We start from the raw sequence: 25,863 nt of genomic DNA, 5'->3' as shown, positions 1-25,863 counted from the left end.
TAGATCAAAGTTTTAGCCTTATAGGTATTATAATATTCCTACAAGATGCTTTACTTGATTAGTCGTCACGAATATAGCGCTATTAACTGGGGTTAATGGTGAGATAGCGTGATAATCACCTCTTTATAAGGAGAATCCATGGACAGTATTAATATCTGGGAATGGGTAGGTTACTTGGCTTCTGTCGTGGTCGCTATTTCGCTGATGATGTCTGACATCAAAAAGTTACGCTGGTGGAATTTGGTTGGTGCCGTTTTGTTTGTCGCTTATGGTTTAGCGATTGACGCGATTCCCGTGGCACTGGTCAATTTTTTTATTGTACTGATTGATATTTATTACCTCGTTAAGTTATATCGTGAACCTGCCCCAACGAACGATAAATAAGCCAACTTTTACAACACGTTCGTTCAATAAAGCCAAAATGCAGATTTTGGCTTTTTTATTGCCCACAATGTACGGATTGTCACTTCTTAATCGATTTTTCCAATATCATTACAAAACCCTAAATTGTTTTGGCGATTGTTGTTATCTGTTTTAATCGTTTTAATTAATTGCGAACAAGTTCTATTATCACTCCATCGAATGATGAGTTGAGTGAGGAAAATCATCATGGCAACAGTTTACGACTTAATTGAGCAATGGTTAACAGACCAGGCATAGGAGCAAGACATGAATCAAGGTAACTATTTAACAAGCCAAAATGGTGCTCCAGTAGCAGACGATCAAAACTCTTTGTCGGCAGGTGAGCGTGGGCCCCTACTTTTACAAGATTGGCATTTAATTGAAAAGCTTGCCCACTTTAACCGCGAACGTATTCCAGAGCGTGTTGTGCATGCAAAAGGTACCGGTGTTTTCGGCACATTTACGTTAACTAAAGATTTAAGCGAATTTACCATTGCCGATCATTTCAACGGTGTCGGTAAGCAGACCGAAACCTTTATGCGCTTCTCAACTGTTGGCGGCGAAATGGGCTCTGCTGATGCAGAACGCGACCCACGTGGGTTTGGTCTTCGTTTTTATACCGCACGTGGTAATCACGATATTGTGGGTAATAACACCCCAACATTTTTTATTCGTGATGGCATTAAGTTTCCTGATTTTATTCATACTCAAAAACGCCACCCACAAACTAATTTAAAAGATCCACAAGCCATGTGGGACTTTTGGGCACTTAATCCTGAGGCGATGCATCAAGTGACTATTTTGATGTCAGACCGTGGTATTCCGGCTAACTATCGTCAAATGCACGGTTATGGGTCGCATACATTTTCGTTCTGGAATGCCAAAGGGGAACGTTTTTGGGTTAAGTTTCACTTTAAGTCACAGCAAGGTGTAGTGAATTTAACAGGCGAACAAGCCGATATATTAAAAGGCATTGATCCTGACTCTTCACAGCGCGACATGATGGTAGCCATTAATGATGCTAACTTCCCTCGTTGGACGGTGAATGTGCAAATTATGCCCGAGGTAGATGCAAACACCTATGCCATTAACCCATTCGACTTAACCAAAGTATGGCCGCACAGCGATTATCCGTTAATCGAAGTGGGTGTACTTGAGTTAAACCGATTACCACAAAACTACTTTGCTGAAGTAGAGCAAGTGGCATTAGCACCAAGCAATTTAGTGCCGGGTGTTGGTGCATCGCCAGACAAAATGTTGCAGGCGAGACTGTTTTCGTATGCCGACGCACAGCGATACCGTATTGGTACTAACTACAACCAGCTACCGGTTAACTGTCCACATGCAGCCAAGGCAAATCATCATCAACGAGCTGGCGCAATGGCAGGGACACAGTGTCCATATCAAGGCAGTCAAACTGGCGGTGATGCGAGTGTGAATTATGGTCCTAATACTCAAGCACCATTAACTGAAGTGACTGATTTTGCGGAACCACCATTACGTTTAGACGGGGAAGCGGCTCGTTATAGCCGTTACAACCAGGACGATTTTACCCAGGCGGGAAACTTGTACCGACTATTTAGCGAAGAAGAGAAAGTGCGTTTAGTTGACACTATTGCAGGTACCTTACGTCAAACAACGTTAGCGGTTCAACAAACCATGGTAGAGCATTTTACCAAAGCCGACGTGGATTATGGATTACGCGTTAAACAGGCTTTAGCTCAGTAATTAAATCAATGTAACGTCATTATTATCGGCGTTATTCTACTAAATAAAAACAGGAAGGTTTACCTTCCTGTTTTTTTGTGCCCGATGGCGGAGACTATTTACTTTGCTGCACTGATTAACCGATTGACTAATGCTAGCTGTAATTGGCCGTATTGCGGCAGACGCCACAACCGTGCAAGTTGCTCGCTCGGCACTGCATTGGTGGGGCTATTATCTAGTGGCGTAACCTGTGGTAGTGTCTCAAGGATATGATTAAATAATGTGTGTAGCGGATGAGTTTTCTCTGTATCCAATGACACAGTATGTTTTAGAAACTCAATACATTCAGTTAACTGTATCCACAATAGTGTTTGTTGTTCTGTTGAGGTGACAGCTAAGCGTTGTTCAATTAATTGCCAGCGCTCTAATCCCATTGCCAGGGTTTGGATTGAGTGTGCGTTGTCGTGAGAGAAAGATTGCATAGCGTCTAAAGGCGTTGTCGCGACTGGTTTAGATTTTCCGGCGAGTTGATAACCGCGCTGCGCTTTACTGGCTTTGCCTAAACGAAGCGGCACTGATTGGGCAACTGCAATGGCGAGAGGTAACAACGCCGAAGCATGCCCTGAGAGTAATTCAAACTCAAGTTCGCAAATGGGTTCAATTTTACCGTTGGCAATAATCTCGCCGATATCTAAAGCCACTTCAACAATACTGTCATCAACATTGATATGCCATGTTTGGCGGTTAAAGTTGGTTTCAAAGATACATTCAAGCGCAGTATTGATAACGGCTATATTTTGTTTGTCTGGCCAAATTTTATTCGGGAAAAGTGACAGGTCCGGCACTTTTTGAACAATGTTGACATTATATTCTGGACGTGAATGGATGCCACCAACAACACTGCCTGCTGTTTTTATGGTCTGTTCGAGTTGATCATCAAAGCCTCTTACACGTAACCCCATATCCCAACGACGCAGTTGTAAGTCAGTTGTATCAAAATATCCATTAGACAGTTTTTTTGTCCCTTGGGGTGATGAATAAGGGAGCTCATTCAATATTTTTATTAATAAATCATGGTCTTGTTGTTGAATGAAGAGTTTCAACTCTATTTCTGCGTCCATTTACTTTTTGCCCCAACTGTAATCAAATGTTCATTAATGCGTCATAATATGTTCATAATGTCATATTGCTGTAATAAAAATATCTTAGGATAGCCATGCTCGCATCATATATAATGAGCAACGATAACTGAGAACCTGTGTGTTACAAAATTAAAAAACACAGTTTCATTATGCGGACGCTTAGGTTAACATGCGCCCGCTTTTTCCAAACTGGAATTAATTAAATAGGTAAACGGCAATGCCAGTAAACTCTATTTTAGGTGTGTTTGCAAAATCACCTCTTAAGCCTTTAGAACTGCATATCGACAAAGTAAATGAGTGTGCAATACTTCTTGTTCCATTCTTTGACGCAACCATTTCAGGCGACTGGGATGAAGCGATAAAGATCCGCAAACAGATTAGTTTGTTGGAAAAAGATGCTGATTCACTTAAGCGTGAGATCCGCCTAACTTTACCCGGTGGATTGTTTATGCCAGTTGAGCGAACTGACTTGCTTGAGTTATTAACTCAACAAGACAAGATTGCAAATACGGCAAAAGATATCTCTGGTCGTGTAATCGGCCGTCAATTAGTCCTTCCTCAGCCTGTCCAAGCTGCTTTCGGTGCCTATCTTAAACGTTGTTTAGATGCCGTGTCTTTAGCTAAGCAAGCTATTAACGAGCTCGACGATTTACTCGAAACCGGTTTCCGTGGTCGTGAAGTTGAGTTGGTTGCCAAAATGATCAATGAACTCGATATTATCGAAGAAGATTCTGATGATTTACAAATTCAAGTGCGTCGCCAGTTATACGCATTAGAAGATGGTTTGAATCCAATTGATGTGATGTTCATGTATAAAATTATCGAATGGGTTGGAGGTTTAGCAGATATTGCTGAGCGTGTCGGTTCCCGCCTAGAGCTAATGTTAGCTCGTAATTAATCACAAGGTTATCAAGGAAACAACATGGTTGATGTATTAGTCACCAATGGCCCAATGCTTATTATGCTTGCGGCAACATTTGGATTTTTGATGGCATGGGGTATTGGCGCAAACGACGTAGCCAATGCCATGGGAACCTCTGTAGGTTCTAATGCCATTACTATTAAACAAGCCATCATTATTGCAATGATTTTCGAATTCGCCGGTGCTTTCTTAGCAGGCGGAGAAGTAACCAGTACTATCCGTAAAGGGATTATTGACGCGAGTTTCTTCACTGAAACGCCTGAGTTGTTAGTCTACGGTATGATAGGTTCATTGCTTGCAGCAGGCATCTGGTTAGTTGTTGCTTCAGCATTAGGCTGGCCAGTATCAACAACGCACTCTATTATCGGTGCTATTGTTGGTTTTGCTGCAGTCGGTGTGAACATTGATTCTGTTTCATGGGGCGCAGTAGGCGGGATCGTTGGTTCATGGGTGGTGACGCCTGCAATTTCAGGCTTTATTGCATTTATCATTTTCCAAAGTGTGCAAAAACTGATTTTCAACACAGACGATCCATTAAGCAGTGCTAAACGTTATGTGCCTTTTTACATGGCGATTGCTGGCTTTGTGATGTCACTCGTGACCATTACCAAAGGCTTAAAACACGTTGGTTTGCATTTTTCTACCGTTGAAGCATATTTGTTAGCGTTAGTGGTAGCCGTGGTTGTGGGACTGATTGGTAAAGTGGCTATTGGCCGTTTGAAGATGAGCGAAAAAGCGGATATTAAAACCCAATACGGTAACGTAGAAAAAGTATTTGCCATCTTAATGGTTGTTACTGCGTGTTGTATGGCGTTTGCCCATGGTTCAAACGACGTTGCAAACGCGATTGGTCCATTAGCTGCGGTTGTGTCTATTGTTGAAAGCGGTGGCGTGATTGGCTCTAAAGCTGTCTTAAACTGGTGGATTTTACCATTAGGCGCTGTGGGCATTGTATTAGGTTTGGCTATTTTTGGTCAGCGCGTAATGCAAACCATCGGTAAAAACATTACTCACTTAACGCCAAGCCGTGGTTTTGCTGCTGAACTTGCAGCTGCATCAACCGTGGTACTCGCTTCTGGCACTGGTTTACCTATCTCTACGACTCAAACCTTAGTAGGTGCGGTATTAGGTGTGGGAATGGCCCGTGGTATCGCGGCGATTAACATCGGTGTTGTGCGTAATATTGTGGTGTCTTGGGTGGTAACCTTACCTGCTGGCGCAGCATTATCGATAGTGTTCTTTTACATTATCAAAGGTATCTTTAGTTAATTTAACTATCGAACCGCGCATATTTGTAAAAATATGAATGTTTAAATGCATTTAAGAAGGAAGTCATATGACTTCCTTCTTGCATTCAGGGCATTTAATAAATAGCATGACAACAAGTTTACAACGTTTGGATAATTACTCGTGTTAAGACTGCTTTCAATCTTTATTTTAGTGCTTGCGCCAAGTGGTGTTTTTGCTGCGCCAGCTGAACCAGATTATATCTCTGATGATGTATTTACCTATCTTCATGGTGGGCCAGGAAAGGAGTTCCGAATTATTGGTAGCGTAGAAGCTGGTCAGCCTGTCACGTTATTAGATAATACCGAAGGCGACTTTACCCAAATTATCGATCATAAAGGTCGTGAAGGTTGGGTATTAGCCAGTTTAGTTACCGACAAGCCGAGCTATCGCGTACGTTTTCCAGATATGGAAGCGCAATTAAGGCAAGCAAACGAGCAACTGAATAAAGAGTCGTTGAGCACAGACAATACCGAAGAGTACTTGAATCTAGCCAATGAGAAAGTTGCTGAGTTGACCGCCTCATTAGCATTGGCGATTAAGCAGCGTGATGAAGCCCAATCTAACATTGCACAAGTGGCTGATGATCAACGCTATGAGTTATGGCAGCAAGGCGGATTAATTGGTGGCTTAGGCGCATTAATCGGTATTATTTTGGTTTACTTACCTCGTCCACAACGTCGTCAGAAAAACCGCTGGATGTAAATTCAAATAACGGTGAGTAAACCGTTTATTGCGATAACCTCGACTTTAAAGGCCAACAATTAAAACGTTGGCCTTTTTGTTTGGCATTTTTTGATGAAATTAATTCATCTATCTCTATTTTAGTATTTACTGTTAAAAGCATTATTAATCAGATAATTATATTTATTGATTTTCGCATGTTGAGTTGTTCACCCTTAAATTTTTGATTAATTCAATAGTGTTAATCAAACATTCAACATCAAGGTTTCAACTATAGTGTCCAAGTTCACATTTTGAATGTATAATCGCCGAAAATCAGATCGTACATTGTATACAAAATAAAATATTCGTGAATACAGTGTCCATTCAACAACCATAATAACCATCCTTAACCTGACCAGATGGAAGCGAATACTATGTTCAAAGCGAGTGAAGTACTAGACGGCCGCTACGACAATGCCACCCTTGATGAACTGTTTACTGCAGTGACCAACAATTACATTGTCGATGAAGAGCAATACCTGTCTGAATTAATTAAACTTGTACCTTCGTCTGAACAAGACATTGAACAAGTAACTCGTCGTGCCCATGAGCTCGTGAGCAAAGTGCGTCAGTTTGAGAAAAAAGGCCTCATGGTTGGTATTGATGCGTTTTTGCAACAATACAGCCTAGAGACTCAAGAAGGCATTATCTTAATGTGTTTAGCAGAAGCGTTATTGCGTATTCCTGACGCCGCGACTGCAGATGCATTAATTGAAGATAAATTGTCTGGTGCAAAATGGGATGAACACTTAAATAAAAGTGGCTCTGTGCTGGTTAACGCGTCAACTTGGGGCTTAATGTTAACGGGTCGCATTGTAAAGTTAGACCGTAATATTGATGGTTCGCCAAGTAATTTGTTAAAGCGCCTAGTAAACCGTGTCGGTGAGCCAATGATCCGCCAAGCAATGCTTGCAGCGATGAAAATCATGGGTAAGCAATTTGTATTAGGCCGTGATGTTAAAGAAGCACTTAAAAACAGCGAAGCTAAACGCAAATTAGGCTACACGCACAGCTACGACATGCTCGGTGAAGCAGCACTAACAGCCAACGATGCACAAAAATACTTTACCGATTACAGTAATGCAATTCGCGATTTAGGCGCTCAGCAATACAACGAATCTGACTCACCACGACCGACTATTTCTATCAAATTATCAGCGTTACATCCGCGCTATGAAGTTGCGAATGAAGACCGCGTATTAAGCGAATTATACGACACTGTTATCACGTTAATCGTGCAAGCACGTGAACTTAATATTGGTATCTCTATCGATGCAGAAGAAGTTGATCGCCTCGAATTATCATTAACATTATTCAAACAACTCTATCAGTCTGAAGCAGCTAAAGGCTGGGGCTTATTAGGGATTGTTGTTCAGGCTTATTCTAAACGTTGTTTGCCAACGCTTTGTTGGTTAACGCGTCTTGCAAAAGACCAAGGCGATGAAATTCCGCTGCGTTTAGTTAAAGGGGCATATTGGGACAGTGAGCTTAAATGGGCACAACAAGCAGGTGAGTCAGGCTATCCACTTTACACCCGTAAGGCTGGCACCGACGTTTCGTATTTAGCCTGCGCCCGTTATTTATTATCAGACGCCACTCGTGGTGCTATTTACCCACAGTTTGCGACTCATAATGCGCAGACCGTAGCCTGTATTGATGCCATGGCGGGTGATCGTTTATATGAATTTCAACGTTTACACGGTATGGGTCAAGAGCTTTACGACACCATGCTTGCAGAAAGCGGTGCTAAAGCGGTACGTATTTATGCGCCCATTGGCGCTCATAAAGATTTGCTGCCGTACCTTGTGCGTCGTTTGCTTGAAAACGGTGCCAATACCTCATTTGTTCACAAATTAGTTGACCCAAATACGCCAATCGACACCTTAGTTGTTCATCCATTGGTGACGCTATTGGGCTATAAGTCGCTCGCTAACCATAAAATTGTTCAACCAGCTGATATTTTCGGTGCAGAACGTAAAAACTCTAAAGGATTAAACATGAACATTATTTCTGAGTCAGAGCCATTTTTTGCTGCACTGGATAAATACAGTGATACTCAATGGACTGCGGGTCCATTGGTAAACGGTAAAACCTTAGCGGGTGAAGTTCAAACCGTTGTTAGCCCTTATGATACTTCTTTAACCGTGGGTACAGTGGCCTTTGCTGATGCCAATGCCATTGAACAAGCCGTTGCGGGTGCCGATGCAGCCTTTGCAGGTTGGGCGCGTACACCGGTTGAAACACGTGCAAACGCTTTACAAAAGTTAGCTGACTTATTGGAAGAAAACCGCGAAGAATTGATTGCTCTGTGTACCCGCGAAGCCGGTAAGAGCATTCAAGACGGTATTGATGAAGTCCGTGAAGCCGTCGATTTTTGTCGTTATTATGCCGTACAAGCGAAGAAGATGATGGCTAAGCCTGAATTGCTTCCGGGTCCAACAGGCGAGTTAAACGAACTGTTTCTACAGGGACGCGGCATTTTTGTCTGTATCAGCCCATGGAACTTCCCATTAGCGATTTTCTTAGGTCAAGTTTCTGCAGCGCTAGCCGCGGGTAATACCGTTATTGCTAAACCTGCAGAACAAACTTGTTTAGTGGGTTTCCGTGCGGTTCAGTTAGCACATCAAGCGGGTATTCCAACAGATGTATTGCAGTTCCTACCGGGTACCGGTGCTGTGGTGGGTTCGGCAATTACTGCTGATGAACGTATTGGCGGTGTGTGTTTTACTGGTTCTACCGGTACAGCTAAATTAATTAACCGTACATTGGCAAACCGAGATGGTGCAATTATTCCATTAATTGCTGAAACTGGCGGCCAAAATGCCATGGTGGTTGACTCAACTTCACAGCCTGAGCAAGTGGTAAATGATGTGGTTTCGTCATCATTTACCAGTGCTGGCCAGCGTTGTTCGGCATTACGTGTATTGTTTTTACAAGAAGATATTGCCGACCGCGTCATTGAAGTGATGAAGGGTGCCATGGAGCAGTTAGTGATTGGTAACCCAAGTTCAGTGAAAACGGATGTGGGCCCTGTGATTGATGCTACTGCTAAAGCGAACTTGAATGCCCACATTGATCATATTATCCAGGTGGGCAAATTGATCAATAAACTTGAGCTGCCAGCCGGGACAGAAAACGGTCACTTTGTATCACCTACTGCAGTTGAAATTAACTCAATTAAGTTACTTGAAAAAGAACACTTTGGACCCATTTTGCATGTCATTCGTTACAAGGCTGCCGATCTTGCTAAAGTGATTGATGAAATCAACAGTACAGGTTTTGGTTTAACGTTAGGGATCCACAGTCGTAACGAAGGCCATGCGCTGTCTTTAGCAGATAAAGTCAATGTAGGTAACGTGTACATTAACCGTAACCAAATTGGCGCAGTGGTTGGCGTGCAACCCTTTGGCGGTCAAGGTTTGTCTGGCACAGGCCCTAAAGCCGGTGGCCCACACTACTTAACCCGTTTTGTGACCGAAAAGACCCGCACCAATAACATTACCGCTATTGGTGGAAATGCGACGTTATTGTCGTTAGGTGATGCTGACGAGTAAGCATTACGAGATTGTACGGCAATCGTGAGTAAAAGCGTTTGTCTTATTAGCCCACTGTAAAGTGGGCTTTTTTATTAATGCTAAATGGTATTATTACGTTTTAAACCACGGCTAACGTTAGTGCACATTTTAGCAAAGCGGCTGATATCACCCAATGAGGGTATAACGCCTTGGGCCATGGCGGCTTCCCAATAATTGATTTCAGCGTCGACTAAATCCAATAATTTTTTAGGGCAACCTACGCAAGTATTGCTTGGTCCACAGCTGAAAATATCAGCCTGATCTAACGGGAAGCTAACTTTGACTTGAGTGATGATCTGCCTCATCGCTGTCATTCTGTCTGGTTTATACCCAATCAACTTGAAGATACGTGTTTCAGAGCTTCACCGTGTTTTCAATACTAGGCGCGTTAATGCTGTAATGTGGCTACCTTATAAATTAACGCAACAACGTAGTGGGAATACGGTGAAACTCCCAAAGGGCAAGTTTTACACGCGTTTATGCTGTGTTATTGATTTTGGAAAGGGAACAACCATTACCCGCAATCAATGCCTTGCCTAAACGCGTGTAAATTCTTGCTGAAATCGAGCATCTTCAGGTTGTTTGGGTATACGTTCCATAACTTCACCTTATTAGTATGGTGGTGAACACTTGTCAGGTTAGCAAATCGGCATTAGGTTAGTCGTAACACAAATCAATTTTTTGGTAGAAAAATAGCACTAAATCGATAAATTGATTATGTTTATGTAAAATGTTTGTAGCAGTTATCAGGTTTTAGCATAAATTTCACTACGGAAGCAAAGAAGTCTAGACGTCCAGATTGACATGGTTGTTTAGTTCTCTTATTCTTGGCTCAACTTGTTAAGATGCGACTGCAGTATTTAGCGTTGTTTTATGCATGCTAGATAATCACCGATGACCGAGATTGTGTCGTACTCGCTTTTCTCATCCGACAACCCCTAATCGTTAAGATAAAGAGAGACTACTTTGACCAAACCAACTCCATCACCAACGACAGCACTTAATAGCCCAGCGTCGTTTGTGGCCTTACTGCCCTTATTTGTGTTTTTGGGTTTATTTATTGGCGCTGGCTTATATTTTCAAAGCCAAGGTGTTGATTATGCGTTTTATCAATTACCGAGCGTTGTTGCGATTTTACCTGCGATAGTGTTGGCCGTTATTTTATCCAAGCAACACATCAACCAAGCCATTGAAACCTTCATTGAAGGTATTGGCCACAGCAATATTATCGCCATGTGTTTAATTTATTTGCTTGCAGGTGCCTTTGCTGCGGTCGCTAAAGCGACAGGCGGCGTCGATGCGACGGTTGCGTTAGGGTTATCGTTTATTCCGTCTAATTTACTGTTGCCGGGTTTCTTTGTGATTGCGGCGTTTATTGCCACGTCGATGGGTACCTCTATGGGCACCATTGCAGCTGTAGCGCCAGTGGCGTTAGGCGTTGCAGACCAGGCACAAATTGATTACGCATTAATGGCAGGCGCAGTGATGTCTGGCGCATTATTTGGCGACAACTTATCGATTATTTCAGATACCACCATTGCGGCTACCCGCACGCAAGGTTGTGAAATGAAAGACAAGTTTCGTGAAAACCTAGTGTTTTCGATACCTGCGTCAATCATCACGTTGGTGCTATTTGCACTCGCTGGCCAAGGCCAGGCCGATATTGCGACACAAGATATCGATATTTTAAAAGTTATCCCATACTTGACCATTTTGGTACTAGCAGTAGTAGGACTTAACGTCTTTGTGGTGTTGTCTTTAGGTATTGTACTGGCGGGCGCAGCGGGGATATTTACCTCGGAATATACCGTGATTCAAATGGGTAATGATATTTACACTGGATTTACGAATATGCAGGAGATTTTTATCCTGTCTATGTTGGTGGGTGGTTTAGCGGCGTTAATGCAGCAACAAGGTGGATTAACTTTTGTCAGTCAGCTCGTTGAAAAGCTAATCAGCCGATTTTCTAAAGCCAACGGCGGGGCATCAACCCGCGCTGCCGAGCTCGGCATGGCGGCTATTGTTGCCGCAACGAATACCTGCGTTGCTAACAATACGGTATCGATTGTGGTTACTGGTGATATTGCTAAAGAGCTGGCTGAGAAACACGGTGTTAGCCCAAAACGCGCCGCCAGTATTCTCGATATCTTTGCCTGTATCATTCAAGGGTTAATCCCTCATGGCGCGCAAGCATTGTTAATTGCCTCAGTGTTTACTATTAGCCCATTAACTGCAGTATCAAATGCCTGGTATTGCATGGTATTAGCAGTAACGGCAGTCGCTATTGTTATTTTGCGTAAGCGAGCTTAATAAGCCAAAGAACACCCATTGTACGATTATGACCAACATGCCCAGCCCTAAACCGCTGGGCATGTTGTTATTTGCTTTAAATTTAGCCGCTAACAGGTTAATATTTGCCTCCCTTTTTTTAGCATAAAGATTCACTGGTGATATCTAAAACTCGAAATTATGACTTACACCTGGTGATTGTGTTTATGTCTTTGGCCACAGCGATGATCTGTTCATTCGGGGTTGGCAGTGCATTGCTGGCCGAAGTCGGTAGTGTCAGTCTTGATATGCTGTTAATCCGGCCAGACACCTTAGGCGACTACATGAATTCGCCATTAGCCGTGGTGTTCAATTTGTCTTTATTGGCCGGCGGTTCTTGCTTCTTGTTAGCCATGGTGGCTGTGTTTTATACCTACCAAGATGGGCTAAGTCGTTACCTGGCCATGGTGGGTTGCGTTGTTGGCATTAGCATTATTTTGATGGGGGTGTTTCCAGTAAACTTTTTAGACACTCACCGTAAAGTATCGACCCTGTATTTAGTCAGTTCAATTGTGCTGCATTGCGTGTGTGTATTGGATTATTTTAAACCCGGTAGCACCATGAATAAACGCATGTTATCACTGACAATTATCGCCTTAATCTGTGGCACAATATTGATCGTGTTACTCGATTTTAATCAATTAGATTTTCCTCCCTGCTCAAACTATTTACCGCAGTTTTGTGTGGTGTCGTTAGCGATGTGGTCATTGACGCAAGCGAATATTTTATGGTGTGTCTGCTTGAGTTTCAGCATGATGAAAACCATTAAAGTGCAGCAACAAGTGGCCTATAAGTGGCTCGAAAACTATTAATTTTTAATTTAAAGGTCGCTATAGGTCATGTCTTTGGTTCGCATTAGTCATTATTTAGCGTTATGTGGTGTCGCGTCACGCCGCCAAGCGTCGCGATTAATTGACAGCGGAAGAGTCACGATTAACCAACAATTAGCCACCCATACCGAGCGGGTTGATAGCCTGCAAAACCTCGATATTTGTGTTGATGGTGTTGCTGTTTTGGCCCCGCAAGATAAGCAATATTGGCTATACCATAAACCCATTGGTATCGATTGCCGGTTATTGATAAGCGACCCAAGCAGTTTGATTCATTTGTTGCCGCAAACCCCAAGATTATATCCTGCGGGCCGCTTAGATAAAGACTCTCGCGGTTTGTTATTACTCACCAATGACGGCGAGTTAACACACGCGCTAATGCATCCTGATTTTTACCACAGCAAAACTTATGTTGTGCAGGTCGATAAACCGCTAACGCCGGCGTTTTTAACGCAAATGGCGCAAGGTGTGACTTATCAAGGTGCGCAAACTCGGCCATGCTGTATACGTTCATTGAGTGGTTTTGATGAGGGTGATACTTTTGAGATTGTCTTAACCCAAGGCTTAAACCGCCAAATTCGCCGCATGTGTCAGGCGCTGGGTTATAAGGTGATTGATTTACTCAGAACAAAGTTGATGGACGTGGAGTTAGGCTGTCTGCCAGAAAAAACAATGCGGCCAGTTTCGGCCGCAGAGTTATTAAGCTTAACGCAACTCAGTGAGTTAACGTCACTGAGTTAAAGCGGAGACTATTTAGCGATATCCATTTCAGCTAGTAGGTTGTCAGCATTGTCTAAATACTTCATCACCCATAGCATATAGCGGCTATCCACTTGAATTGAGCGATTGCTTTGAGCATCGTAGCCCCAATCGCCAATAATGCTTTCGTATACGCCATCAAACAATAAACCGACTAATTCAGCACGACCATTTAACGTCGGTGAACCTGAGTTGCCGCCGGTGGTGTCTAAGGTCGATAAAAAGTTTACCGGTACTGAATCAATGGCTTTAACGTAGTAATCGCCGTATTGCTTTTGCTTAATCAGTTCAAGCTGTTTAGCCGGTGCATCAAATGGGTCAACCCCAGTGTCTTTGGCTAAAAGTCCTTCTAGGCGAGTAAAGGGTTCGGCCATTAAGCCATCTTGTGGCGAGTAACCTTTAACATTACCTACTGTGACACGTAAGCTTGAGTTTGCATCAGCATATACTGGTTTACCTAACTCGCGGTTGTAAGCAATGATGGCATCCATGTACTGTGGGCGCACTTTCATGAGTTCGCCTTCTAATTGCTTTTTGGCTTTTTCTAGTGCCATGTCTGCGTCATAGGTTTGTACTGCAAATTGAATAAAAGGATCGTTTGACGCTTTAAAGTCAGCAACCGATTTATTCATCCAGGCTAAACGGGTGTCTTGATCATCTAGCGTGGTTTTTGAGTACATGTTGTCGAGGGTTTTCGCTAAGGCGTTAGCATCAAACTTATTCGTAATGCCAAATGCCTTGTCTAATGATGCCATGCGTTGCTTGGCAGGCAATGTTGCATAGCGTGTCAGTAAGTCAGCGAGTAACGCTTTATCAACACTGGCAGCATAGCGACGGTCGATTCGCTCCATGCTTGAGGTAAAGTTGGTCATGTCGCGGTCTTGATAACCGGGTTCACGCGCCATATCCGCTAAGGTTTTCTCATTGGCTAAACGATATAAACTGCGTGCAGTGGTCACCATAGTGGTGTAACCGATATAGCCCAGTAATATGTCACGCTCTTGGTTTTGTTGGCTTTTAGCAACCAGTTTCTCTAGGTTTGCTAAGGTTTTGCCATACTGCTGTTGACGCTTTTTATCTTTACCAATCCAGTTTGCTAAATCGGTTTCTACTTTTTCACGTTCGGCCAACATGGTTGATTTGCCATAAAACTCAATCATCGAGGTAAAGTTTTTAGCGTAGTTGGCAAGACCAGCGATTAAGCTTTCGTATTTAATGCGTTCGTCGCTGCCCTCTGGAGCCGTTTCTTTAATGATATCAATCATGCGCTCTTGCAAGACTTTCCCTTCAGGATAAGCCCAGCCAAATTGATTGCTGACTTCATCGGCTGTGCGGTAACGGTTGGTGCGTCCAGGGTAACCGGCAACCATGACAAAGTCGCCATCGCTCACGCCTTTAGCGGAGACTTTTAAAAAGCTTTTTGGCTCATAAGGGACGTTGTCTTTACTAAAGTCAGCTGGCTTGCCATCTTTTGATACATAAGCACGGTAAAATGAGAAGTCACCGGTATGGCGTGGCCACATCCAGTTGTCGATATCGCCGCCGTATTTACCCACGCTTGCAGCTGGGTTATAAGCTAAGCGCACATCACGAATTTCGAGCTGCTTAACAAGATAATATTCTAAACCGCCATGGAAGCTATACACCTGACAGCGATAACCGTCTTGTTGCTCACACTCAGCCACTAAGGTTTTTTGTTGAAGCTCAATGCCTTTATAGAATTCATTGCCAATTTTATCCATTTGGCCCGCAGTCACTTTGTCTGTCACATTGGTGACGTCTTCAGTAACAAAAATGCGTGAGCCAGGTGTAGCTGGCAACTCTTCGGCGTACGTTTTGGCTAAAAAGCCGTCTTTAAGTAGGTTCTTTTCTGGGGTTGAGTTGTACTGAATAGAACCATAAGCGCAGTGATGGTTAGTGACAACTAAGCCTTTTGGCGATACAAATGATGCGGTACAACCGCCTAGGCTGATCACTGCGTTCATTGGGAACTCAGTTAATTTTGAAATTGAATCAGCGCTTATCTCTAAGCCTTTTGCTTTCAGTTCGTCAGCCATTGCAGGTAATTGATGTGGTTGCCACATCCCTTCATCTGCTGCAGCGCCAAAACTGGCGGCGATGGCGGCGGTTAATAACCATTTTTTCATTATAATTATTCCATTTTCGGTAATTTAATTAGTTGCCCACAAAACAAAAAAGTCAGGCTAGGCCTGACTTTAACAAAAGATTCACTCTCATGATAGCGTCTGAAAAACTCGCTTACAAATGATTAACACTCCTGCTTAAGCGAGTGCAACCATGAGTTGAGCAAACACAATGAGTATGCCGATTAACCCTGCTAGTAATAATGCAAAAGTACCACCGGCAACTTGATAGCCACCCAACAGTTGAGCGCGCTGTTTTAATGCCATCGCAATCGGTAAAAAGATGATCATCACCACCAATGGAATGGCAGCAAAACCAAGCACTTTGAAAAAACCGTCAGGGTAATACAGTGCACAAAGCAGTGGCGGGACAAAAGTGATTAGCCATGTTTTAGCGCGCCCAGCAACGTCATTTTTAGCGCGCGTCAGTTCAGCAACATAATCAAATAAGCTCATGGTGACCCCTAAAAACGAGGTAATTAATGCAAGGTTGGCAAACAGATCAATAGCCTGGCTAATGATGCTCGATTGAACCAGGCCTTGTAGTGCAGACACCAGTTTAGGCAGTGAACCGCCAAAGCTATGTACGGCTTCGCCACCTAACGACCCTAGTGTGACCAGTAGCCATAAAATGTAGCAAACTAAGGGGATGGTTGAGCCAATCAATAACACTTTTCTCAGCGATACAGCATCACCATCCAGGTAGCGCACAATCGTCGCAATACACACATGGAAACCAAAAGAGGTAAACACCACAGGAATAGCGGCTAACCAAAGTTGCTGCAGTGCATCGCCAGAGGCTACGGTTGTGGAGTAGTTATTTAATGCACTCATTAAGTTCACGTCGGGTAGCAAGAAGCTCACAACGACAACTAATAACAACACCATCGCAGTAAATAATATCCGCGATATTTTATCAATCCACTTTACGCCGATGGCAATAATTCCGCCAAAAAAGACGGTGAATAATATTACTGCAATTTGATTGCTCATGGTAATACCGATGGGTTGTAAGCGGGTTTCTAATAGTGATGACCCTCCCATTAGATACACCATGGTTAAGGCGAATAATAAACTGAGAAATGAGCCGCCTTGAATAAGCTGGCCTGCTTTACCAAGGGTTTTACCTGTGATGGCATGGACGTTATCGCCGACACCACTGCGCAAATTGATTTCTAGCATCAGTAAAGAGGTATAAGCTGAAATAGCCCAGATGATGACCAATAAGATTAACGCAGGGATAATGCCTAGTGCCGCGGTGGCTAATGGTAAGGCGAGCATTCCACCACCAATCGCGGTTCCGGCAACGATAGAAATAGAACCTAAGGTTTTCAAATTCACAGCAAACGTCCTGTCTAATTATTATTTTATTTGTGTCGGACATTAGCAGAAGGGTGACTGAGCAGGCAAGGATCTTCGGCAGTTAAAGGCCAACAGCCGTGTTTATAAACAATTACATAACATTACGCCAAACTACTTTACACGCCAATATTGCAATAGCGTAGCATTACAGCGCTACGGTGTGTTCGCTATGATATTAAGTCACGTTTACAATGTAAAAACAGGTGATTGAATAAAATACCTAAGTCGTTATAATGCGCCTAGTTTTAGGGGAGTAGCTAATCTTGTATTGCGCATAGCTGCATGCAAGGTGTCTGTATCAACATAATTGGCCTCATGCCATGGTGCAGACAGTAACACACTGTAAATCGGTGATGTTTACCCAGCGAGACCTAAGCACAATCACTGCATTAAGGGGTATGCGGCGGCTTGTGCTTAGTTGTCATTTACCCCTAGGATAATCACATTGGACGCGTTACTCACTTCAACCTTTTCTGTTGCAATTGCTGAAATCGGCGATAAAACTCAATTATTGGCTTTGTTATTAGCGATTCGTTTTAGCAATAAAACGGCCATCATCAGTGCGATTTTATTCGCCACCTTAATTAATCATTTTATAGCTGCGTATTTAGGGCAATGGGCGATAGGCTGGCTTGATCCTCAATGGTCACGTTATCTTATTGCCGCGAGCTTTTTTGCCATTGCATTATGGGTATTAATTCCAGATAAAATCGACGATGATGATAATCGTTTTTATAAACTCGGGGCTTTTGGCGCGACGTTTATTTTGTTCTTTATTGCCGAAATAGGTGATAAAACACAAATTGCTACCGTGGTGCTAGCCGCTAAATATCAATCATTAACTTGGGTAGTTATCGGCACCACATTAGGCATGCTTATCGCCAATGTGCCTGTGGTGTTAGCGGGGCATTTTAGTGCGAACAAGTTACCTATGGCACTTATCCACCGAGGTTGTGCCGTATTGTTTGCACTGCTTGGTGTGGCCACGCTCATGTGGTAATACCATTGCGCATTAATAAGTGACCACTCAGAATGCGTCCAGCGGTTTTTGATTAAGGCGTCGCTATGTAGTAATGGTTGTTCCCTTTCAAATAGCGAGAACGCAGAGCAAAAGCGGCTGGGGCATTCCTTTCAGGCGAGTTTTAAAAGGGCTTACATTGCGTTGCATGACTTCGAAAGAGAATAACTATTCATTCAGTCATTCGCCTTGTTTAAGCCCTTTTAAATTCTCGCTGAGAGATCACTTACTAACGCGCAATGGTATAAAGAGGTATGATGATAAATAGCCCTTTACTTGATAATAGAACCGCCCGAGCTTTGCCTTGGGTGGTGGCGATTGCATTTTTTATGCAATCACTGGACGGCACGATTTTAAACACCGCCTTGCCTGGAATGGCCAGCGACTTAAATGAAGATCCACTGCGCATGCAAGGCGTTATTATTGCCTACATGCTTACCGTCGCGTTATTGATCCCGGCATCAGGCTGGATAGCCGATCGCTTTGGCACCAAAAGGATCTTTTTCAGCGCGATTGTATTGTTTAGTTTCGGATCGTTACTGTGTGCCTTATCAAATTCACTTGATATGTTGATTGGCGCGCGGGTGGTGCAAGGGCTCGGTGGCGCATTGATGTTTCCTGTCGGGCGATTGGTGATACTGAGGGCTTATCCGCGATCAGAATTGGTACGGATTATGGGGTTTATTACTATCCCAGGATTACTCGGCCCATTAATAGGCCCCGCAATGGGCGGCTGGATGGTGCAATACTTAACCTGGCATTGGATCTTTTTAATTAACCTGCCAGTAGGGCTCATTGGCTGTTATGCCGCGCTCAAGTTTATTCCAGACTTACGCGGCAAACAAAAAACACGCTTTGATAGCGTAGGTTTTTTGTTGTTTGGTAGCGCAATGTTGTTGATTACTATTGCGATGGAAGGCTTGGGCGAACTGCATTTACCCCACTTACGAGTCATGTTGCTGTTATTTGCAGGCATGGCATGCTTGATAGCATATTGGTTACGAGCTGGCCGCATTGCAAAGCCACTATTTTCACCCTCATTATTCAAAACTAACACTTTTTCCATTGGTATTTTTGGTAACCTTTTTGCCCGTTTGGGGAGCGGTGCTTTGCCATTTTTAGTGCCGTTATTATTACAAATCGCATTAGGTTATTCTCCCTCTCAAGCGGGGATGAGCATGTTACCGTTGGCCGCAGCAGCAATGCTCGCTAAGTGGTTGGCTCGTCCAATCATCGAACGTTTTGGTTTTCGTATCGTATTAACCGGGAATACTTTGGCTCTGGGTTTGATGTTGGCCAGTATGGGATTAGTCAGCGAACAAACACCTTACTGGTTTATGTTGTGCATGTTGGCGGTTTTGGGGGCCATTAATTCATTGCAATTTACGGCCATGAATACCGTGACGCTGATTGATTTAGATGACGAGAGTGCCAGTAGCGGTAACAGTCTATTGTCTGTGGTTGCTCAGCTAGCATTAAGTCTAGGCGTGGCCTGTGCGGGTGCATTGTTGGGTGGCTTTAGTGCGGGTGTCAGTAGCGGCAGTCAAGCAGAGGTGTTAAGTGCATTTCAATTAACCTTCGTTACCGTAGGCATCATGACGATGTTTGCAGCGGCCATTTTTTCACTGCTGCCTAAAGAGGTTGGCCGGCAGGTTTATACCCAATCAACTTGAAGAGACGTGATTCAGAGCTTCACCGTGTTTTCAATACTAGGCGCGTTAATGCGGAGACCTTATAAATTAGCACAACAACGCTCTTGATTTAATCATCAGGGGAACACGGTGAAACTCCCATAGGGCAAGTTTTACACGCGTGGATACTGCGGCATTTGTTAATTTAGCTGATTTTGGAAAGGGAACAACCATTACCCGCAATCAATGCCTTGCCTAAACGCGTGTAAATTCTTGCTGAAATCGAGCATCTTCAGGTTGTTTGGGCACAAGATAGAATGCTTAACTCAAATTTGTGCACTAAGACACACTCCAGTTGACTTGGTTGGTTAAAATATAAACATGAGTCTCGTTTTTTTTATATCACTAAGGAGTGGGGTATGAGTATTAAAAAACACGGTTTATCGATTGGCATTAATCGTATTGAGAATGTTTTCTTTGTGACGTTAAAAGCCGTCGGAACGTTAACCCATGAAGATTATCTGGTGATTACGCCAATGCTTGAAGGTGCGTTAAGCCAGGTTGATCAACCTAAAATTAGCTTATTACTCGATGCGACAGAGCTTGAAGGTTGGGATTTGCGTGCTGCCTGGGATGACTTACAGCTGGGGTTAAAGCATGAGTCTGAATTTGAACGCGTTGCCATATGGGGTAATAAGACCTGGCTAGACTGGGCCACTAAAATGGGCAGTTGGTTTATGTCAGGTGAAATGAAGTATTTTGAAGACCAACATGACGCATTAAAATGGCTACGCTATTAGATATTAGTGGCCTTGAAAAAGAAAAACCTAGCGTAAATTGCTAGGTTTTTTTAAGCATCATGTATCTATGCCGTAGTATTAATATTATGACCGCTATTACCCACAGGTTGCGGTGGCGCGGCGGCTTCAATCAACTGCAGTGCCATTTGGCCTTCTGCTTCTTGCTGATCTTTCGCCATTACAGCGACTTTCAAACTGTTACCAGAATCAATCGTTGTAGGCATTGATGATGGTGCATTCACACTGATTGGCATGCGTTGTCCTCAGTTTTGACTTGTGTTTATTTCTATCGGCTTAACAGTGTAAAACTTGAGCGATAAATCATTTTATTTCTCGTGATGCGTTAATACATTGCGCGCAATTAATGTGTGATATAATTAAATTTTGATGAAATTCCGTGTTGGATCTGTCTGGATACAGATTTGAATATTATTGGTGAGCTGAGTAAAGCCTATGTCTATTAAAAATGCCCCCGAGCAAGCGGTTAATCCTTTAGCACTTGAAAACCAAGTGTGTTTTTCATTATACAGTGCTACAAATGCGATGGTCCGCGCATACCGACCACTGTTAGATGGTTTGTCGCTAACATACCCGCAATATTTGGTGATGATGGTGTTGTGGAAAGAACCAGGCATTAGCGTGAAAACCCTAGGTGAAAAGCTGCATCTTGATTCTGGTACATTAACACCGTTACTTAAACGCCTTGAGGCTAAAGAGTTAGTTAGCCGTGGCCGCAGTGAATTAGATGAACGAGTGCGTGTTTTGCATGTCACCGAAGCAGGGCGGCAGCTACATCAACAAGCGTTATCGGTTCCAGAACAAATGCGCTGCAAAGTGGGCGGAACGCTTGAGGATCTCGCTCAACTTAAACAATTATGCGATCAGGCATTTGCCATGCTGAATTCGGGCGAGGCAACAAGCTGTGAAATGTGAATATTTTCAGCGCGGTGATTGTTTATCATGCCGCAACATTTTGCAGCCGATGCCACAACAAATAGACAAAAAACAACAGCAGCTTATTGAATTATTTAGCGATCTTAGCGTAGCAAAATGGTTAGCTCCGGTATTAAGCGCCGAGTCTGGTTTTCGTAACAAGGCTAAAATGGTGGTGTTAGGCGCTGCGCATCAACCTATTTTAGGCTTGGTGAACCCGCAAGGTGAGGCTGTTAGTTTATGTGATTGCAGCTTGTATCCGCAAGACATGCAAATTCTTCTGCATCGATTACAACGTTTTGTGCAACAGGCAGGGTTACCGCCTTACCGAGTGGATAAAGCCAAAGGTGAACTGAAGTACATCTTACTGACTCGTAGCCAAATACAGGGCCAGTTTATGTTGCGCTTTGTGCTGCGCAGTGAGCAAGCCATTACCCGAATTGAACGTGAGTTACCGCAACTATTACACGAGTTTCCAGCGATCGCGTTAGTGTCAGTGAATATTCAACCTGTGCACATGGCGATATTAGAGGGCGAGCAAGAAATCTTTTTAACCGAGGCCACTCGTTTAGAAGAGCAATTTAATCATGTGCCGCTGTTTATTCGGCCTAAAAGCTTTTTTCAAACCAACCCAGATGTGGCGGCCAAGTTATATCAAACTGCCCGCGAGTGGGTTGCAGAGTTCAACCCGAGTTATATTTGGGATTTATTCTGTGGCGTAGGTGGTTTTGGCCTGCATTGTGCCGACAAACATATTCGTTTAACGGGTATTGAAATTGAAGCCGAAGCGATTGAGTGCGCCAAAATGTCTGCTGAAAAGTTGGGGTTAACAAATGTTGATTTCAGTGCGCTTGACTCGACACAGTTTGCTCAAGGGCAAGCAACTCAAGACAAGCCTGATTTAATTATCGTCAATCCTCCAAGACGTGGTTTAGGCGAAGCATTGTGTCGTTCATTAAGTCTTTTTGCCCCTAAAGCGATAGTGTACTCAAGCTGTAATCCCAACTCCTTAGTGGCTGATTTAGCCAATATTGAGGGCTACCAGATTACCAAGGTGCAGTTGTTTGATATGTTTCCGCATACTGACCATTTTGAAGTGTTAGTCATGTTAGAAAAACAGTAAGTTAACAGTAGTGTAGTCATGAAATTGTCATTTTTATGTCATAAAATGATGACTTCACACAAAGAGGAACTGGGCGATGTGGCAAATATTTAGTCGTTTTTTAGCATTAGGCTTAATCAGTTTTGGCGGCCCTGCGGCTCATATTGGTTATTTTAGAAAAGCATTTGTTGATGACTTACAATGGCTTGATGGTAAACAATACGCCAGTTTTGTTGCCTTAAGCCAATTTATGCCAGGTCCGGGTTCTAGTCAGGTTGGTTTTGCCATTGGTTACCACAAAGGGGGGGTATTTGGTGGGCTCGCGGCATTTTTAGGCTTTACGTTACCGTCATTTCTATTGTTGTTTTTATTTGCGGTAACCAGTGCGCAGTGGCTAGAAATCACTGCTGTGCAGGGCATGATCCACGGATTAAAACTGTTAGCCGTCGTGGTCGTTGCCGATGCGACATTGTCCATGTTTAGCCAATTTTGTCAGCGTAAAACCGCCAAGGTGCTAATGGCTGCAACTGCAGTGGCCATTATCTTAATGCCGTCAATGCTAATGCAAATTGCAGTGTTAGTGATTGCCGCCATTCTTGGCGTGGTATTACTGACTCGTGGTGAAAATATTACCCCCGAAAATCCCCCTATCGAACTTGATTATCGTTGGCTGGCTTTGTTTATTTTGTGTTTAGCCAGTTCACTGTATTTTATGGGGAATGATGACAGTTTAGGGCAAATTTTTGCGCAGTTTTTTCAAGTCGGAAGTTTAGTGTTTGGTGGCGGCCATGTGGTGCTGCCATTACTTGAGGCCAGTGTAGGTGACTACATTACTCCCGACCGATTTTTAACCGGCTATGCACTTGCGCAAGCCATCCCTGGGCCTATGTTTACCCTTGCCACCTTTTTAGGGGCCGATTTATGGTTAGAGTCTCCTATTTTAGGCGCCATAGTCGCCACCTTAGCGATATTTTTACCCGGTTTTCTACTGATGTTAGTCGGATTAAAAAGCTGGCATACCATTAGTCAGCGCCCCAATATTGCCGGCGCATTAGCAGGTGTAAATGCGGCGGTTGTCGGTTTACTGTTAGCGGCGCTGTATCAACCGGTATTTACCAGCGCTGTCATCATGCCGCTTGATATGGCACTGGTGATTATTGGATTTAGTCTTTTAAAAGTATTCAGGCCAGGCATTGTTTGGCTTGTTGTGGGCTTTGCTGCAATAGGCGCGTTATTGACGCTAATCTAAGTTCAACTTCCATCTTGTTTATTTTTGCGACATGTTTCACTTTATTCGTGTGCAAAGTTTGGCTACATGCTGTAAACATCTATACTTAATAGATTATTACAACAAAAAGGCTGCCAACTATGCTGAAATCCTCCCTCCGCAATAAGCTTTTGGGATTATCTTTAATTCCATTATTATTAATTTTAGCCGTTTTATTGAGTCTGTTTTATGTTAACGAGGGGACTTCGTTAGAAAATGATATTGCCCAATTTAGGGGCGAGTTAGTTTCAGAGAGAAAAAACCAACTGGCTGAAGCCACTGAGATTGCTCGTGGTGTTGTGGACTATCAGTTATCTCTAGGCAGCAGCGGTGATGTAAAACAAGCTTTACGTGATTTACGTTTCGGCAGTGCAGGATATTTTTACATCTATGACACTGCGGGAGTAAACATCTTCCATGCGACGATGCCTGAGTTAGAAGGGCAAAACAAAATCGATATGGCTGACCCTAATGGTACCAAAGTTATCGTTGGGTTATTAAATGCCGCTAAGTCTGGTGATGGTATTTTTTCTTACTTTTACAAAAAGCCCGGTACGGAGCAATTAATTGATAAGCTCGGTTACGCCGTGATGGTGCCAAATACCAACTGGATGTTAGGTACTGGCGCGTATATTGATGATATTGATCAAGCTATTGCGAAATTTCGTGATGAAAAAACTGAGCGAATGAATAGTAAAACTGTCATGTTTTTATTAATGGCGTTGGGATTAACCGGTATTACGGCATTTGTGGTGGTGTGGATGGCTCATAAACTGGTTGTTCCTATCCAGAATATGGCCAACTCACTAAACGATATTGCCAAAGGTGAAGGCGACTTAACCAAACGTTTAGACGTGACGAGCGAAGATGAAATTGGCCAATTAGGCAGTGCGTTTAATTTATTTGTCGATAAGCTGCAAACGATTATTGGTGATGTTGCGAGTGCGACAGACAGAGTTAAACATGGCGCGCAAAGTATTAGTGGTCAAACGGTTTCAATGACTGAACAGCTCTATAGCCACAATAATGAAATCGATCAAATCGTGACCGCCATTACAGAGATGTCTGCAACGGCAAATGATGTGGCGCACAATACCAGCATGGTAGCAGACGCAACGCATACCGCATCTGGCAACGTGACGAAAGCACAAGAGTGTGTCGATACTTCATTAACGGAAGTGTCTAACTTAATGAGGCAAATCGATAACGCAGCAGCAGATGTGAAATCGTTAAGTGAGCAATCGCAAAAAATTAACTCAGTATTGAGCGTGATTGGTGGCATTGCAGAGCAAACTAACTTACTGGCGTTAAACGCAGCCATTGAAGCAGCGCGTGCTGGTGAGCAAGGGCGTGGTTTTGCGGTTGTAGCCGATGAAGTCAGAAATCTCGCCAGCCGAACCCAAAGTAGCACAGTAGAAATTAACGACATGTTATCGCAATTACATAAGTTAGTGACTAAAGCGGTGCAGACTATGCAAGAAAGCCAAACGAGTTGCTTAAGCTCGGTAGAGTCATCGCGGGCAATCTCAGAAAGCCTAGGCGCGGTAACATCGTCTGTCACCAGCATTAGTGACATGAGTACCCAAATTGCCACCGCTGCGACTGAGCAAAGCTCTGTGACTGAAGAGATCCATCGCAATGTTAACTCGGTGCAAGAAATTGTTAACTCACTACTGGCTGCCAGCCAGGATGCATCTGGCTTGAGTAAAGATGTGGCCAACGAGGGCCAAACTCTTGCGAAGTTAGTGGGGCAATTTAAGGTGTAACTCGCCGCACAGTTTCACGATTACCGCGACAGAAAATGAACCCGAAGTGGGTTCATTTTTTATGGCTAAACGCTTATGAAGTGAACGGCCGTTGTCGTGAAATATATTCGCCATTAGTTTGTTAATAATCGACCTTTCGGTCTAGGTTTAGCGCGTGTCATG

The 25,863-nt window shown here is 43.4% G+C and carries 21 protein-coding genes; 16 read left to right on the top strand and 5 right to left on the bottom strand.

The window, feature by feature from the left end; genetic code table 11:
• The first annotated feature begins 138 nt into the window (after positions 1-138).
• Together AC19MV_RS09735 and katB are read left to right on the top strand one after the other, a co-directional pair.
• Entirely contained in the window at positions 139-384 is a 246-nt protein-coding gene (locus AC19MV_RS09735) for a YgjV family protein (protein ID WP_432402949.1), read from the top strand.
• A gap of 285 nt (positions 385-669) precedes the next feature.
• Positions 670-2,130: a catalase KatB gene (gene katB / locus AC19MV_RS09730; RefSeq protein ID WP_498307287.1), complete on the top strand. Its 1,461-nt coding sequence runs from the start codon at positions 670-672 to the stop codon at positions 2,128-2,130.
• A gap of 98 nt (positions 2,131-2,228) precedes the next feature.
• Here katB and AC19MV_RS09725 read toward each other — a convergent pair whose 3' ends face one another.
• On the bottom strand, positions 2,229-3,230 hold the full coding sequence (locus AC19MV_RS09725; RefSeq protein ID WP_498307285.1) for a CYTH domain-containing protein: 1,002 nt from the start codon (positions 3,228-3,230) through the stop codon (positions 2,229-2,231).
• Between the two features lie 238 nt (positions 3,231-3,468).
• Between AC19MV_RS09725 and AC19MV_RS09720 the strand changes: the two genes are divergently transcribed.
• The 4 genes from AC19MV_RS09720 to putA all read left to right on the top strand — a co-directional run bounded on the left by AC19MV_RS09720 (position 3,469) and on the right by putA (position 9,740).
• The gene (locus AC19MV_RS09720) at positions 3,469-4,149 is read left to right on the top strand and encodes a TIGR00153 family protein (protein WP_432402955.1); all 681 of its coding nucleotides are present in this window, start codon (positions 3,469-3,471) and stop codon (positions 4,147-4,149) included.
• Between the two features lie 24 nt (positions 4,150-4,173).
• Entirely contained in the window at positions 4,174-5,442 is a 1,269-nt protein-coding gene (locus AC19MV_RS09715) for an inorganic phosphate transporter (protein ID WP_432402957.1), read from the top strand.
• 141 nt (positions 5,443-5,583) lie between these two features.
• The gene (locus AC19MV_RS09710; protein WP_498298003.1) at positions 5,584-6,165 is read left to right on the top strand and encodes a TIGR04211 family SH3 domain-containing protein; all 582 of its coding nucleotides are present in this window, start codon (positions 5,584-5,586) and stop codon (positions 6,163-6,165) included.
• 380 nt (positions 6,166-6,545) lie between these two features.
• On the top strand, positions 6,546-9,740 hold the full coding sequence (gene putA / locus AC19MV_RS09705) for a bifunctional proline dehydrogenase/L-glutamate gamma-semialdehyde dehydrogenase PutA (RefSeq protein ID WP_432402962.1): 3,195 nt from the start codon (positions 6,546-6,548) through the stop codon (positions 9,738-9,740).
• An 80-nt stretch (positions 9,741-9,820) separates the two neighbouring features.
• Here putA and AC19MV_RS09700 read toward each other — a convergent pair whose 3' ends face one another.
• The gene (locus AC19MV_RS09700) at positions 9,821-10,066 is read right to left on the bottom strand and encodes a hypothetical protein (RefSeq protein ID WP_498307283.1); all 246 of its coding nucleotides are present in this window, start codon (positions 10,064-10,066) and stop codon (positions 9,821-9,823) included.
• A gap of 661 nt (positions 10,067-10,727) precedes the next feature.
• Between AC19MV_RS09700 and AC19MV_RS09695 the strand changes: the two genes are divergently transcribed.
• The 3 genes from AC19MV_RS09695 to AC19MV_RS09685 all read left to right on the top strand — a co-directional run bounded on the left by AC19MV_RS09695 (position 10,728) and on the right by AC19MV_RS09685 (position 13,660).
• The gene (locus AC19MV_RS09695) at positions 10,728-12,071 is read left to right on the top strand and encodes a Na+/H+ antiporter NhaC family protein (protein WP_498298007.1); all 1,344 of its coding nucleotides are present in this window, start codon (positions 10,728-10,730) and stop codon (positions 12,069-12,071) included.
• A gap of 137 nt (positions 12,072-12,208) precedes the next feature.
• Complete coding sequence (locus AC19MV_RS09690; RefSeq protein ID WP_432402968.1) at positions 12,209-12,901, top strand: DUF998 domain-containing protein; 693 nt, start codon at positions 12,209-12,211, stop codon at positions 12,899-12,901.
• A 27-nt stretch (positions 12,902-12,928) separates the two neighbouring features.
• Positions 12,929-13,660, top strand: a complete 732-nt coding sequence (locus AC19MV_RS09685; protein ID WP_498307281.1) for a 23S rRNA pseudouridine(2604) synthase RluF — start codon at positions 12,929-12,931, stop codon at positions 13,658-13,660.
• 8 nt (positions 13,661-13,668) lie between these two features.
• On the opposite strand, the gene AC19MV_RS09680 is transcribed toward AC19MV_RS09685, so the two are convergent.
• Complete coding sequence (locus AC19MV_RS09680; protein WP_498307279.1) at positions 13,669-15,825, bottom strand: S46 family peptidase; 2,157 nt, start codon at positions 15,823-15,825, stop codon at positions 13,669-13,671.
• A 135-nt stretch (positions 15,826-15,960) separates the two neighbouring features.
• On the bottom strand, positions 15,961-17,163 hold the full coding sequence (locus AC19MV_RS09675) for an aromatic amino acid transport family protein (RefSeq protein ID WP_498307277.1): 1,203 nt from the start codon (positions 17,161-17,163) through the stop codon (positions 15,961-15,963).
• 466 nt (positions 17,164-17,629) lie between these two features.
• On the opposite strand from AC19MV_RS09675, the gene AC19MV_RS09670 reads away from it, so the two are divergent.
• The 3 genes from AC19MV_RS09670 (at position 17,630) to AC19MV_RS09660 (ending at position 20,633) form a co-directional block, all read left to right on the top strand.
• A complete protein-coding gene (locus AC19MV_RS09670) occupies positions 17,630-18,184 on the top strand; it encodes a TMEM165/GDT1 family protein (RefSeq protein ID WP_498307275.1) in 555 nt (184 codons plus the stop codon).
• A 272-nt stretch (positions 18,185-18,456) separates the two neighbouring features.
• Positions 18,457-19,875 (top strand): multidrug transporter subunit MdtD, encoded by a 1,419-nt coding sequence (gene mdtD / locus AC19MV_RS09665; protein ID WP_498307274.1) that lies wholly within the window; start codon positions 18,457-18,459, stop codon positions 19,873-19,875.
• A gap of 377 nt (positions 19,876-20,252) precedes the next feature.
• Positions 20,253-20,633 carry a SpoIIAA family protein gene (locus AC19MV_RS09660; protein WP_432402980.1) on the top strand — a complete coding sequence of 127 codons (381 nt, stop codon included), beginning with the start codon at positions 20,253-20,255 and terminating at the stop codon, positions 20,631-20,633.
• A gap of 65 nt (positions 20,634-20,698) precedes the next feature.
• Here the strand turns inward: AC19MV_RS09660 and AC19MV_RS09655 are convergent, their stop codons facing one another.
• Complete coding sequence (locus AC19MV_RS09655; protein WP_432402982.1) at positions 20,699-20,887, bottom strand: cytoplasmic protein; 189 nt, start codon at positions 20,885-20,887, stop codon at positions 20,699-20,701.
• 199 nt (positions 20,888-21,086) lie between these two features.
• On the opposite strand from AC19MV_RS09655, the gene ohrR reads away from it, so the two are divergent.
• The 4 genes from ohrR to AC19MV_RS09635 all read left to right on the top strand — a co-directional run bounded on the left by ohrR (position 21,087) and on the right by AC19MV_RS09635 (position 25,701).
• Positions 21,087-21,566, top strand: coding sequence for a transcriptional regulator OhrR (ohrR, locus tag AC19MV_RS09650; RefSeq protein ID WP_498298021.1), 480 nt, complete (start codon positions 21,087-21,089; stop codon positions 21,564-21,566).
• The gene (gene rlmC / locus AC19MV_RS09645; protein WP_498307272.1) at positions 21,556-22,689 is read left to right on the top strand and encodes a 23S rRNA (uracil(747)-C(5))-methyltransferase RlmC; all 1,134 of its coding nucleotides are present in this window, start codon (positions 21,556-21,558) and stop codon (positions 22,687-22,689) included. The genes ohrR and rlmC overlap by 11 nt, the downstream gene beginning before the upstream one ends.
• Positions 22,690-22,765: 76 nt before the next feature.
• Complete coding sequence (chrA, locus tag AC19MV_RS09640; RefSeq protein WP_498307270.1) at positions 22,766-23,917, top strand: chromate efflux transporter; 1,152 nt, start codon at positions 22,766-22,768, stop codon at positions 23,915-23,917.
• Between the two features lie 119 nt (positions 23,918-24,036).
• The gene (locus AC19MV_RS09635) at positions 24,037-25,701 is read left to right on the top strand and encodes a methyl-accepting chemotaxis protein (protein ID WP_498307268.1); all 1,665 of its coding nucleotides are present in this window, start codon (positions 24,037-24,039) and stop codon (positions 25,699-25,701) included.
• Positions 25,702-25,863 lie beyond the last annotated feature (162 nt).

The organism is Shewanella sp. MF05913, from assembly GCF_059758095.1.
This window is presented reverse-complemented; position numbering and strand designations above follow the sequence as displayed.